Source organism: Pantoea sp. SYBGC1, assembly GCF_057197005.1.
The window spans coordinates 843,212-854,712 of record NZ_JBXUNM010000001.1 but is presented as its reverse complement, the minus strand read 5'-3'; the positions used below and the strand labels follow the sequence as shown (position 1 = coordinate 854,712).

13 protein-coding genes and 2 tRNA genes are annotated in these 11,501 nt (G+C 55.5%); 9 read left to right on the top strand and 6 right to left on the bottom strand.

Features of this window, described 5'->3' with window-relative positions:
* Window positions 1–6: 6 nt before the first annotated feature.
* Window positions 7–1,272, bottom strand: coding sequence for an aromatic ring-hydroxylating oxygenase subunit alpha (locus tag AC2CF9_RS04085; protein ID WP_150016387.1), 1,266 nt, complete (start codon window positions 1,270–1,272; stop codon window positions 7–9).
* A gap of 366 nt (window positions 1,273–1,638) precedes the next feature.
* Here AC2CF9_RS04085 and AC2CF9_RS04080 point away from each other — a divergent pair, with 366 nt between their 5' ends.
* A complete protein-coding gene (locus tag AC2CF9_RS04080; RefSeq protein ID WP_484556301.1) occupies window positions 1,639–2,766 on the top strand; it encodes an FAD-binding oxidoreductase in 1,128 nt (375 codons plus the stop codon).
* A 62-nt stretch (window positions 2,767–2,828) separates the two neighbouring features.
* Here AC2CF9_RS04080 and AC2CF9_RS04075 read toward each other — a convergent pair.
* Window positions 2,829–2,904 (bottom strand) — tRNA-Asn (locus AC2CF9_RS04075).
* Between the two features lie 276 nt (window positions 2,905–3,180).
* Between AC2CF9_RS04075 and AC2CF9_RS04070 the strand changes: the two genes are divergently transcribed.
* Window positions 3,181–4,038 carry a glucose 1-dehydrogenase gene (locus tag AC2CF9_RS04070; protein ID WP_484556300.1) on the top strand — a complete coding sequence of 286 codons (858 nt, stop codon included), beginning with the start codon at window positions 3,181–3,183 and terminating at the stop codon, window positions 4,036–4,038.
* Between the two features lie 58 nt (window positions 4,039–4,096).
* Here AC2CF9_RS04070 and AC2CF9_RS04065 read toward each other — a convergent pair.
* The 3 genes from AC2CF9_RS04065 to AC2CF9_RS04055 form a co-directional block, all read right to left on the bottom strand.
* Window positions 4,097–4,172 (bottom strand) — tRNA-Asn (locus AC2CF9_RS04065).
* A gap of 103 nt (window positions 4,173–4,275) precedes the next feature.
* On the bottom strand, window positions 4,276–5,052 hold the full coding sequence (gene mtfA / locus AC2CF9_RS04060; protein ID WP_039385190.1) for a DgsA anti-repressor MtfA: 777 nt from the start codon (window positions 5,050–5,052) through the stop codon (window positions 4,276–4,278).
* A gap of 183 nt (window positions 5,053–5,235) precedes the next feature.
* Window positions 5,236–5,925 carry an ASCH domain-containing protein gene (locus AC2CF9_RS04055; protein ID WP_150016385.1) on the bottom strand — a complete coding sequence of 230 codons (690 nt, stop codon included), beginning with the start codon at window positions 5,923–5,925 and terminating at the stop codon, window positions 5,236–5,238.
* Window positions 5,926–6,509: 584 nt separating this feature from the next.
* Here AC2CF9_RS04055 and AC2CF9_RS04050 point away from each other — a divergent pair.
* Both AC2CF9_RS04050 and AC2CF9_RS04045 read left to right on the top strand, forming a co-directional pair.
* Complete coding sequence (locus AC2CF9_RS04050; RefSeq protein ID WP_484556299.1) at window positions 6,510–7,214, top strand: phosphohydrolase; 705 nt, start codon at window positions 6,510–6,512, stop codon at window positions 7,212–7,214.
* Between the two features lie 72 nt (window positions 7,215–7,286).
* Complete coding sequence (locus AC2CF9_RS04045) at window positions 7,287–7,541, top strand: hypothetical protein (protein ID WP_094111324.1); 255 nt, start codon at window positions 7,287–7,289, stop codon at window positions 7,539–7,541.
* Between the two features lie 46 nt (window positions 7,542–7,587).
* Here the strand turns inward: AC2CF9_RS04045 and dcm are convergent, their stop codons facing one another.
* Window positions 7,588–9,000, bottom strand: a complete 1,413-nt coding sequence (gene dcm / locus AC2CF9_RS04040) for a DNA (cytosine-5-)-methyltransferase (protein ID WP_484556298.1) — start codon at window positions 8,998–9,000, stop codon at window positions 7,588–7,590.
* Window positions 9,001–9,165: 165 nt separating this feature from the next.
* Between dcm and AC2CF9_RS04035 the strand changes: the two genes are divergently transcribed.
* From AC2CF9_RS04035 to AC2CF9_RS04015, 5 genes are all read left to right on the top strand, one after another.
* Complete coding sequence (locus tag AC2CF9_RS04035) at window positions 9,166–9,642, top strand: very short patch repair endonuclease (protein ID WP_150016382.1); 477 nt, start codon at window positions 9,166–9,168, stop codon at window positions 9,640–9,642.
* Between the two features lie 70 nt (window positions 9,643–9,712).
* Window positions 9,713–9,979, top strand: coding sequence for a hypothetical protein (locus AC2CF9_RS04030; RefSeq protein WP_039385177.1), 267 nt, complete (start codon window positions 9,713–9,715; stop codon window positions 9,977–9,979).
* A 20-nt stretch (window positions 9,980–9,999) separates the two neighbouring features.
* Window positions 10,000–10,911, top strand: coding sequence for a DUF808 domain-containing protein (locus AC2CF9_RS04025; protein WP_150016381.1), 912 nt, complete (start codon window positions 10,000–10,002; stop codon window positions 10,909–10,911).
* 91 nt (window positions 10,912–11,002) lie between these two features.
* A complete protein-coding gene (locus AC2CF9_RS04020; RefSeq protein WP_255402073.1) occupies window positions 11,003–11,137 on the top strand; it encodes a hypothetical protein in 135 nt (44 codons plus the stop codon).
* A gap of 177 nt (window positions 11,138–11,314) precedes the next feature.
* On the top strand, window positions 11,315–11,494 hold the full coding sequence (locus AC2CF9_RS04015) for a YodC family protein (protein WP_039385173.1): 180 nt from the start codon (window positions 11,315–11,317) through the stop codon (window positions 11,492–11,494).
* The last annotated feature ends 7 nt before the right edge of the window (window positions 11,495–11,501 follow it).

Sequence of the window (11,501 nt, the reverse complement as noted above, 5' to 3'; positions counted from 1 at the left end):
ATCAGGTCAGCCTTTTACGTTTTTAAGCACGGTTTCGCTGTACCAGTCGATAAAGTTAATCACGCCAAACTCATAAGTTTCAGAATAGGGGCCTGGCTGATAGCCAATGGAGTTGATGCCGCGCTGGTTCTCTTCACCCAGAACGCGATCCTGCTCATTGGTGGCATCCCAGACGGTGCGCAGACGCTCCGGATCGTAATCGACACCGGCGACCGCGTCTTTATGCACAAACCATTTTGTCGTTACCATCGTCTCCTGCGCGGAGATTGGCAGCACGCGGAACACGATAAAGTGATCGCTTTGCATATGGTTCCATGAGTTGGGCAGGTGCAGAATACGCATCGATCCCTGATAGTGGCTGGTAAAACGCCCCAGCAGCCGGGTGCATCCCTCACGACCATCAATGGTCATGACTTTAGTGCCCTCTTTCAGCGGCATACGCACAATGCGGTTGCGCAGACCAAAGCTCTGATGGCGATGCGGAATACCCTGCTCATCCCACAGCGCCGCCTGCTTGTTGTAGTAGTCATGGAAACTCTGCGGCGCGCGCGGATCGTTGGTGTCATCCCACTCCAGCAGGCTGTTCAGCAGTTCCGGATGGCTGCCGGCGCAGTGGTAGCACTCGCGGTTATTCTCCAGCACCAGCTTCCAGTTGGCTTTTTCATACATATGGGACTCTGCCGCCAGCTTGGTGTTGTCCACATCATAGGGCTCCATATACTCCGCCAGCGTGGCCAGAAATTCATCGAAGTCAGACTCCGGCGGCGTCTCTGCCAGGCAGATAAAGATAAACCCGCCGGCGGTTTTACAGTGCGCTTTTTTCAGGCCGTGCTGCTTCATGTCAAATGACTGATTCATCTCTGAACCGGCGAAGAGCAGGTTGCCCTTTAAATCGTACGTCCACTGGTGGTAGGGACAGACCAGATTGGCCACCTTGCCGCGCTCCTTTGAGCAGAGGCGCGAGCCGCGATGGCGACAGGTGTTGTGAAACGCGTTGATGTTGCCCTCTGCATCGCGCAGAACCAGCACCGGGTTCTGTCCGACCTCAAGCGTGAAGTAGTCGCCCTTTTTCGGGATTTCGCTGCTCATGCCGGCAAACAGCCACTCTTTCTGAAATACCTCCTCCATATCAATGCGAAACAGAGTCGGGTCATTATAGAGCGCCTGCGGCAGCGAATAGTTGGGCTGGCGTTTTTCGAGCAGATCCTGCATGCGATCGCTCGCATCGACAAGGCTTGTACAGGTGATATTCAGCAGATCGTTGTGGCTCATAATGTTGCTCTTCTCGCGCGGTTGAAAAGGGAGTGGTTCGCGCCCGACAGGCGCAGCCGGATATCAACAAAACCGGACTTCCGCGTTACCGGAAGCCCATAAGATCGCTACGGATTACAGATGCAATCCATGCTGCACCGGTCCGGCGCCCGTCAATGTTCTGCCAGCGACATAAATCCCCTCTATTAAAGACGCGCGTGCAGAATTTCCTGCGAATGTGGTTTTTTCAGGCATTTCCGTGTCGCGCATAACTAAATGCTGTGGCGGGGTTACACGGAGAATCGCAGTTTCTGGCTCAAAAGCCTGTGGTTATCCATGCGTCGATACAGGCAATTGATCACTCCAATCCTGACGGGAATGAAATGTATGACAGAGAGAAATATCACGGTACTGAATACCAATGCTTTTGAGCCTGTCACCACGCAGACCTGGACCAACGGCCGTCATGCAGTGCGGTGCGTTAAGGTCATACAGGAAACCTGGGACGTGAAAACCTTCTGCTTTATGGCAGAGCAGCCGGTGATGTTCTTCTTTAAGCCGGGGCAGTTTGTCACGCTGGAGCTGACAATTGAGGAGCAGACCGTGTTTCGCTCCTACACCATCTCCAGCTCTCCCTCCGTGCCGTATAGCTTTTCGATCACGGTAAAACAGGTGCCGGGCGGCGTGGTATCTAACTGGCTGCACGCGAATATGCGTGAAGGCATGGATCTGGCGGTACACGGCCCGGTAGGGCAGTTTAACTGCATCGATTATCCCGGCGATAAGGCGCTGTTTCTCTCCGGCGGCGTTGGCATTACGCCAATGATGTCGATGGCGCGCTGGTATTTTGACACCAACGCCGATGTGGACATGGTGTTTGTGCACAGCGCACGCACGCCGGAAGATATTATTTTCCGCCGCGATCTGGAAAATATGACGGCGCGTATTCCCAACTTCAAACTGAGCATCATCTGCGAACGCTACGAATCGGGACAGTACTGGGCAGGTTTTCGCGGCTTTCTGAATCACGCCATGCTGCAGATGATCGCGCCTGATTTTATGGAGCGGGAGATTTTCTGCTGCGGACCGACGCCCTATATGCGCGCGGTGAAAGCGATTCTGGAAAACGTCGGCTACGATATGGCGCACTACCATGAAGAGTCGTTTGGTGCCACGCCAGAGGTGGTACAGGAGCAGGTGGTGCAGGAGGCGGAAGAGGCGGCCGAGTTGGCCGATGCGCTCTGCAGCTCCGAGCTGCTGACCGTGGCGTTTACGCAGAGTGATAAGAGTGTGAAAATTGCGCCGGGTGAAACCGTTCACGCCGCCGCTGCCAAGCTGGGCCTGCATATACCGAAAGCGTGCGGCATGGGGATCTGCGGCACCTGCAAGGTGAAATGCCTGGAAGGTGAGGTTGAGATGAACCATAACGGCGGCATTACCGACGAGGATGCCGAAGAGGGCTATATCCTCTCCTGCTGCAGCGTACCGAAAGGGAATGTGGTCGTGGAATTCTGACCCGCCGCGCACCGCCGGAAAGCAAAAAGCCAGATGTCAGCTGACATCTGGCTTTTTTAATCTGGCTCCTCTGACTGGACTCGAACCAGTGACATACGGATTAACAGTCCGCCGTTCTACCGACTGAACTACAGAGGAATTGTGTTTCGGCGCGCATAATAATCAACTCTTCTGCGGCTGTCAAAACGTGATTTAGCGCCCGGCAGTTGTTTGCTGCTTCCTGCAGCAACCTGCTGATTTTGTCAGCATCTGCCACCACCTGATGTCCTGTAAAAGACCGGATTTTGCGCAGAAATAGGCTTATCTCTCAAGCCGTTACGCTTATCACTCCGCCTTGCATTCTGGTTATGACTGCTACACTTGATGCTGTTCACCTGAGCCAGATTACTTCTTCGCTGAAAAAAGGAGCGCGTTATGACCGATCGTCCAGAAAATCCGCAACAGGCGCAGCAGCAGCAGTGGCCCGGCAGCTTTCGCGAGATGCAGCCGGTGCCCGATCACGGCGAAACCAGCTATCAGGGCAGCGGGCGGCTGAAAGGCAAAACCGCGATTATCACCGGCGGCGACTCCGGTATTGGCCGCGCAGTGGCCATCGCTTACGCCCGTGAAGGCGCCGACGTGGTCATCTCCTACCTGGATGAACATGAAGATGCAAAAGATACCGCGCAGCTGGTGGAAGCCGCCGGGCAGCAGGCGCTGCTGATTGCGGGTGATATCATGCAGGCGGAGCACTGCCGCAGCATCGTGGCGCAGACGGCGGAGCGTTTTGGCAAAATTGATATTGTGGTCAACAACGCCGCTTTCCAGATGACGCGCGACTCGCTGGATGAGATTGATGATGATGAGTTTGACCGCACGATGAAAACCAATCTCTATGCGATGTTCTACATCTGCAAAGCCGCGGTACCGCATATGCCAGCCGGCGGCTCCATTATTAACACCGCGTCAGTCAACGCCGATCAGCCTAAACCGAAACTGATTGCCTACTCGGCGACGAAAGCCGCCATCATTAACTTTTCCGGCAGCCTTGCCGCGCTGCTGGCGGATAAGGGCATTCGTGCCAATGCAGTCGCACCGGGACCTATCTGGACGCCGCTGATCCCGGCAACCATGCCGCCGCAGCAGGTCGAAAGTTTTGGCAGCCAGGTGCCGCTGCAGCGTATGGGGCAGCCTGCTGAGCTGGCCTCTTCTTATGTCATGCTGGCCAGCGATGAAGCCAGCTATATCTCAGGGGCAACCATTGCCGTAACCGGCGGGGTGGCGGTGATTTAACGCCGGCGCAGACAGCAAAAAGCCCGCTCAGGCTTCCCTGAGCGGGCTTTTCAGATTCTGGCTCCTCTGACTGGACTCGAACCAGTGACATACGGATTAACAGTCCGCCGTTCTACCGACTGAACTACAGAGGAATCGTGTGAACGAGGCGAATAGTAGTGGCCCCGGACGAGCCTGTCAACAGCTTAAAACGCAATTGCATTCAACTGGCTAGCAAAGATACAGCCCGCACAGAGATCAGGCAGATTCCGCCGCCAGCGTCGCAAGCCGGGCAGCAGGATCCTGACGGTAAAACAGCTGCAGGTGACGATACATCGCCGGAAAGCGCTGAAGGAGCAGGTCGGGCGCAGTGAAGAAATACTCTGAGAGCACAGCAAAACATTCGGCCGGATCGCTGGCTGCGTAAGGATCAAAGGTCGCGGCCTCTTCACCCGCGAGCGCCACTTCATCGTCAATCTCCTGCATCACCTGCAGCAAATCTTTCTCCCAGCCAGCGACCTCGCGCAGCGGAATAGCGGGGATGCCGCTGGTGTAGCCGCTGCCGCGCGCGTCCAGCTTATGCGCCACTTCATGGATCACCAGGTTATAGCCTGAGAGATCGAACGCGTCGGAAATATCCAGCGCGTTGAGCACCACCGGCCCCTGCGTCCAGCTCTGCCCGGCGTGTACAGCGGGCGCCTGATGCACCAGCCCGCTCTCATCTTCCCAGCGGTCATCAACCGCAAAGGGTTCAGGATAGATAAGCACGTCGTGAAAACCATCCAGCCACTCCACGCCCAGCTTCAGCACCGGCAGGCAAAACAGCAGCGCCAGACGGGCGCTGTGCAGCGCATCCAGTTCAGTGCCCTGCAGCAGGACAAATTTTTTCTGCTGCAGAAAGCGCTGCGCCATGCCGATCAGAACGGCATGTTCATCATGATTAAGCAGAGAAAACACAGGCTGCCGCAGCGCCTGCGTCCAGGGCAGTTCAGCGACAGCATCGGATTTATGCGCGTTCCGGGACCATTTAAACATCGCAGCGCCTGTAGAAGGAGAAAAGGAGTGCCGACGGGACAGAATGTGCCAGACGTCAAACCTGTTATTCAACCTGTTAGCCGGGACGGTGTCTGTGATTGCGCTTGCAAAGTGAAAAGCAAAAATAAGCGGGGCGGGGCGTAAGCGCCTCTTCCGGCGAAAAGAAGAGGCGCGGGCGCATGCTCAGAGCGGTCGGCTTTCGCGTGCAGCGCGTTCAAATTCAATGACCCAGACCCAGGGGTTAACCTCCCAGCTGGTCGCGCCATACTGCTTTTGCCACGCCTTGCGATAAGCCTCTTTGGGCGACTCTGAATTCATATTCATGGTAAAGAAGTTGTTCAGGAAGTGCGAGTCCGTCTGGACGCCCTCTGCCATGATGTCATCCTCGCTGATATCCTGGATTTTTTCAGCCCGGATCGCGGTGATGGTCAGATCGATGCGGCTTGCCCAGCGCGGCATATGAATGGCCGTCTGCCAGCCAAACTGCTCCGCGTCCTGCAGATCGTCCTCCAGCTGACCAAACTCGTTGCTGTCAGCACGATACTGGCAGAAGTCGGGATGGCGAAACAGCTGGGGATCGCGATCGTACTCTGCCAGCTGCGCCTCCGGCACAATCGGGCCGCGCCAGGTTTCACGCACCCACAGGCGATCGCCAACCTGCCCGAACGGACAGTGCGCGCTGATATCGGACATCGACATCAGTTTGTAGCCGTGGAGATGATTCGCACTGACATCAAACGCATGAACGCCTTCATGGTGGTCCTGTCCTGGACCAAATGCCTGCGTTTTCATAATGCGTCGGGTCTGTGTTTGCTGGCCAACCAGCAGGGCGCGAACCCGCTGTTCGGAAAAAAGAATCGGCCGTTCTTTCATTTTTTACCTCTTGTTATATCACGAACCCGGAAAGCGTTGACGTTACATCCTGTACAGGACGAGACCCTTAGCATAAAGGTTTCAAACAAATTTGCTTAATAATTTGTCTCCTGATAATCAGGCGTTCTCTTCCTGTTCCGGTATTAAAAAAACATCCAGGCAAAAAGTGGGGTGCAGATCGCTCAACTTGCCGGCGAAATGCGGAAATTTCCCCTATACAGTACGTTATAACGGCCAAAATAGAAATATTTTCAGACTATTTCACCTTTTTCTCCGCTAATCACTGGCTATCTGTCAGCGAGGGCTGGAGGCTTAAGTTAACCGCGCGCTGGCATCGCAGTTAAGCGCGACACATAAACTATGTTAACTAAATTTGGTTGCAGCCGGACGGCATAAGGAAAAGCTGAAAACAAAAAGGCTACTGGGAAAGCGGGCTTAACAACGCTATAACATGATCAGGATCGCAGATTTTTCCTTCTCACACTAAAAATGCTGTAAGAAAAGTGTCATGACCTGCCCGCTAAGATAGGGCTGAGTCTGAAGAGCTCCCGCCGCGCATCACATGTCATAACAGGAGAAGCATCATGTCCATTACACACTGGCAACAACGTTATGAACACTGGCTGCGGCTGAACTGGCAGCATGACGATAAGGCGCACGACGTGGGGCATCTGCGCCGGGTCTGGATGAGCGCGGCACGTATCATGCAGGAGACGCCTGCAGATGCCAAGGTGGTGCTGACCGCCAGCTATTTTCATGACGTGGTGAATCTGCCGAAGAATCATCCCCAGCGTCATCTCGCCTCTACGTTTGCCGCTGAAGAGACGCGCCGCATTCTGCAGCAGGATTTTCCCGATTTTCCCGCTGAACTTATAGATAGCGTTGCGCACGCGGTGCAGGCGCACAGTTTCAGTGCTGCCATTACGCCGCTGACCGCAGAAGCAAAAATTGTGCAGGATGCCGATCGTCTGGAGTCGCTGGGGGCTATCGGACTGGCACGCGTGTTCTACACGGCTGGCGCACTGGGCCGGCCGCTGTTTGACAGTGACGATCCATTAGGTCGCGATCGCGAACTCGACGATGTGAAGTGGACGCTGGATCACTTTCAGAAAAAGCTGCTGCGCCTGCCTGAAACCATGCAAACGGCCGCAGGACGTCGTCTGGCTGAATATAACGCCGATTTTCTGGTGCACTATATGGCTAAACTCTGCGCTGAACTGCAGGGGAATCTGGCAGGGGTTGATGAATCCGTACTGCGCGACTTCTGCTGTGCGTTACAGGAATATTAAATTTTTATGACAGGCTGTTAACTCGCATCATCTTCCGCTACGTTTGTGAAAAAAATAGCAGGGAGTGTGGAAATGACTGAGACCGTGAACATTACGATTAAAATTGATCCGGCACTGAAAGAGGAGATTAAGCAGCTTGCCGCTGACAATCAGCTTTCAATGAGTCAGGAGATTGTTAACCGGCTGCAGGCGAGCCTGCAGAGTGCCCCGCAGCAGGAGACGGCGGTAGATAATCTGCACTCCGATGAGACGCCGGACGATCGGTTAAGCGCTACGGAACTGCGTCAGATCCGTGCGCTACTGAAAAAGAGCAAGAAGAAGAAGTAGTCTCTGCCACCCGCCGCCCGGCGGGTGAGCTATTTCTTATACGCGATCAGCTATTAGCCTGCTCTGGCGCGTTCAGCCTGTAGTATTCAATCAGCGGCAGCAGTAATTTCGCGACCGCAGCGAATACCGGCACCACCACGGAATTGCCAAACTGACGATAGGCCTGGGTATCAGAAACCGGAATGCGAAATTGCGCTTCACCCGGCGCTTCAAACCCCATCAGGCGCGCGCACTCGCGCGGACTCAGCCGGCGCGGTCGCCGCGCCATATTCTCAGCAGCGGTAAAGTTCTGTTCACCCAGCGCGCGATCCCAGCCGCGGTCAATCAGGATCTCTGAGCCATCTTTATAGTAGCGCGCTGAAAGCGTGCGCACGCAGCAGTGCAGGTTCTGCGGATCGTTCAGGCCAAAGCCAAAGCCGTTACCTTTCGCCTTGTGCTTTTGCGCATAGCGATAGAGATAGTGCCAGAGCGTGGGCGACAGGGTATATTTTTCACCCGGCTCGGCGTCCAGCAAACTCTGCAGTGGCGGCACCTGCGGCGGATAGAGCGCCGGCAACGCGCGCAGTGAAAAGGGCTGCTTAACGCCGCTATCGCGCCGGATGCCGACCAGCACAATCCGTTCACGGTGCTGCGGCAGAAAATAGCGCGCGTCGATCACTTTGGCGTCCGGTGTGCCTTTATCCTCCGCATCCGCCACGTCATAACCCAGCTCATCCAGCGTTGCCATAATAATGGCGAAGGTGCGGCCCTTATCGTGGCTCTTCAGATTTTTGACATTTTCCAGCACAAAAAACGCGGGCTTTTTAGCCGCGAGAATGCGCGCCACGTCAAAAAACAGCGTGCCCTGCGCCTCACACTCAAAGCCGTGCGCCCGGCCGAGCGCGTTCTTTTTACTGACGCCCGCCAGTGAAAAAGGCTGACAGGGAAAGCCGGCCAGCAGCACCTGGTGATCGGGGATAGCGCGATCGATATGCTGATAGATAGCCGCCTCCTCAGTGAGGCCGGCTGGCTGCGTGACGAGACGAATATCGGTATTGAACCGGTGGCGCAGCGGATCGCAATAGTGGTTCGCTTTATAGGTGCGGATCGCCTCTTTATTCCATTCGCTGGTAAAAACGCACTCGCCGCCGGCCTGCTCAAAGCCGCGCCGGATGCCGCCGATACCGGCAAAGAGATCGATAAACTGAAAGGCGGGCCTCTCATAGTGGGCCGGTCGCGATGGCAGCAGGGCGCGCAGGCTGGCGATCTCAGACGGGAGAAGCATTACCGACGCGGCTTTGCCACTGCGCAGACGGTTCAGCTTCGCCACGCTCCAGTGACCTGAGCCGGCGGCGTTGAGGGTCTGCATCACATCGCGCGCCGCGTAGATATCCAGTACCTGCAGTAACAGCGCTAAATCATCCTGCGCAGCGGTTAACGAAGAGGGGGTAGCCGGTGCGGCGGGATCGGGAACGAGCATGCGTTTTTCCTTAACAGTTGAGCGGCTATGCTACCACTCATCTGGCAGGGTTGAAATTAGCGTGTCGTGTCGCGCTGCGTGCCGTGCCGCACTCTTTTACGCTGCCGCTTTCGCTTTTGCCGTAAAACGCTAAAGTTGAATAGGCCCGCAGGAAAAGGAAACGGCATGGCTGACGTTCACTCACAAGAGATCCGCAGTAAAAATATGCGCGCGATCCGCAATCAGGATACGGCGATTGAACAGCGCGTGGCCGCGATATTGAAAGATCGCGGCTTCAGCTTTCGCGTGCAGGATAAAGCGCTGCCGGGGCGGCCCGATTTCGTGCTGCCTGAGCAGCAGGCAATCATCTTTGTGCACGGCTGCTTCTGGCATCGTCATCACTGCTATCTGTTTAAAATGCCCGCCACGCGCACCGGTTTCTGGAACGGCAAAATCAACAGCAACGTTGAGCGTGACCGGCGCTATGTGCAGCAGCTGCAGGAGACCGGCTGGAAGGTACTGATAGTCTGGGAGTGCGCGCTGCGCGGTAAGCTGCGGCTGGATGACAATCAGCTGATTGAGCGCCTTGAGGAGTGGCTGCTGGCCGCCGGGCAGAGCGCGGAGCTGGATCATCAGGGACTGCATCATTACCAGCCGCTCTAGCCGGCGATGATTGCTTTTCGCGGCAATAACCGTTTAGATCACGTTTTTCTCTGGGACGCGGAGCACTACCATGAGCAGTATTAAACTGACGGTCAGACGGCTCTATCAGCTGCGTGACGAGCGGCTGGTGGCGACACAGGCCACGGCACGCATCTGGCTCGACGATCGGCTGATTGCCACCGAAGAGATCAGCGGCATGACCGAAAGCCCGGTGAGTAAATATCTGCACGCAGCGGATACGCAGGGAAAAACGTTACGCGTTGAATGGGACTGTGAGGGCATCGCCGACATGTCGGTGACGTGGGTTGAGCGCTGCCCCTGTTGTCAGGAACACTAACCGGAATAAGGATTACCATTTTGGCAGGAACCAGTTTACTTACGCTTCTGGATGATATCGCAACGCTGCTGGATGACATTTCAGTCATGGGCAAGGTTGCGGCAAAAAAAACCGCTGGCGTGCTGGGCGACGATTTGTCGCTTAATGCGCAGCAGGTCACGGGCGTCAAAGCCAATCGCGAACTGCCGGTGGTCTGGGGCGTTGCGAAGGGCTCATTTCTGAATAAGCTGATCCTGGTGCCGCTGGCACTGGTGATTTCAGCGTTTGCTCCCTGGCTTATCACGCCGTTACTGATGCTGGGCGGTGCCTACCTCTGCTATGAAGGGGTGGAAAAGGTGTTACACAGCCTGCAGCACGATAAAGAGGAAAAGAGCCCGGAGGCGCGTCAGCAGCGACTCGACAATCTGGCAAAACAGGATCCCCGCGCGTATGAGAAGAGCAAGGTTAAAGGGGCGGTACGCACTGACTTTATTCTTTCAGCGGAGATCGTGGCGATTACGCTGGGCATCGTTTCAGAGGCGCCGCTGCTTAACCAGGTGCTGATCCTCGCCGGTATCGCCATTCTGGTGACCATCGGTGTCTATGGCATTGTGGCGATGATTGTGAAGATCGATGACCTCGGCTACTGGCTGCGGGAAAAGTCCTCTTCACTGGCGCAGGCGGTGGGCGGTTTTCTGCTGGCGATGGCGCCGTGGCTGATGAAAATTCTTACTGTCGTCGGCACGCTGGCGATGTTTCTGGTGGGCGGCGGCATTATTGTGCATGGTATCACGCCGCTGCACCACGCTATCAGCGAATACAGCAGCGGCTTTAACGGTCTGGTTTCCGGCCTGCTGAGCAACGGGGCCAACCTGGTACTTGGGTTTATCGTCGGCGCGATTGTGCTGCTGGTGGTTAACCTCGTCGCCAAAGTACGCGGTAAGTCGGCATAACAGGCCAGCGCGGCGAGCGGCGCACAAGCCGCTTACCGCTTATCTCTGGCAATGCGATATAACGCGCGCCACACTAATTTTCAGGAGAGTGATGATGAACGACGATATGTTTGAGTTTGATATCGATGCCCAGCTGGAACAGGCTGAAGCGAAAGCGGCGGAAAAAGCCAGCGAAGTGCCGGCTGAACTCAGTGATGATGCTGAGTGCGAAGGCTGCAAAATCTGACGGTCGCAGCTAAAAATTTCAAAGCCGGTAATAAACATTACCGGCTTTGTTTATGAACCAGATTTTGCACTGCTTATTCCTCTTTTATCACATTAATAACATTATCCTATAGGCAAATTGTCTGTCCGGCTGCTATACCTTTAAGCGTTCAATCAACGGTAAAAGGGAGGGCGCGGTATGACCTTTGCAGTGAGTGATGAAGTTCAGCACAAACAGGGCGGACCCACGATGGTGGTAACCGGCTATGCCAGCGGAATGGTTGAGTGTCGTTGGTATGATGGCTATAGCGTGCGCCGTGAGGCATTCCATAGTGATGAACTGAGTCACATGACGACGGAATCCCGGCTCGCCAGCTGAATCTGAT

Coding starts and splice junctions, on each gene's coding strand:
- AC2CF9_RS04085 (WP_150016387.1), bottom strand. CDS start 1,272: ATGAGCCACAACGATCTGCTGAATATCACCTGTACAAGCCTTGTCGAT.
- AC2CF9_RS04080 (WP_484556301.1), top strand. CDS start 1,639: ATGACAGAGAGAAATATCACGGTACTGAATACCAATGCTTTTGAGCCT.
- AC2CF9_RS04070 (WP_484556300.1), top strand. CDS start 3,181: ATGACCGATCGTCCAGAAAATCCGCAACAGGCGCAGCAGCAGCAGTGG.
- mtfA (WP_039385190.1), bottom strand. CDS start 5,052: ATGTTTAAATGGTCCCGGAACGCGCATAAATCCGATGCTGTCGCTGAA.
- AC2CF9_RS04055 (WP_150016385.1), bottom strand. CDS start 5,925: ATGAAAGAACGGCCGATTCTTTTTTCCGAACAGCGGGTTCGCGCCCTG.
- AC2CF9_RS04050 (WP_484556299.1), top strand. CDS start 6,510: ATGTCCATTACACACTGGCAACAACGTTATGAACACTGGCTGCGGCTG.
- AC2CF9_RS04045 (WP_094111324.1), top strand. CDS start 7,287: ATGACTGAGACCGTGAACATTACGATTAAAATTGATCCGGCACTGAAA.
- dcm (WP_484556298.1), bottom strand. CDS start 9,000: ATGCTCGTTCCCGATCCCGCCGCACCGGCTACCCCCTCTTCGTTAACC.
- AC2CF9_RS04035 (WP_150016382.1), top strand. CDS start 9,166: ATGGCTGACGTTCACTCACAAGAGATCCGCAGTAAAAATATGCGCGCG.
- AC2CF9_RS04030 (WP_039385177.1), top strand. CDS start 9,713: ATGAGCAGTATTAAACTGACGGTCAGACGGCTCTATCAGCTGCGTGAC.
- AC2CF9_RS04020 (WP_255402073.1), top strand. CDS start 11,003: ATGATGAACGACGATATGTTTGAGTTTGATATCGATGCCCAGCTGGAA.
- AC2CF9_RS04015 (WP_039385173.1), top strand. CDS start 11,315: ATGACCTTTGCAGTGAGTGATGAAGTTCAGCACAAACAGGGCGGACCC.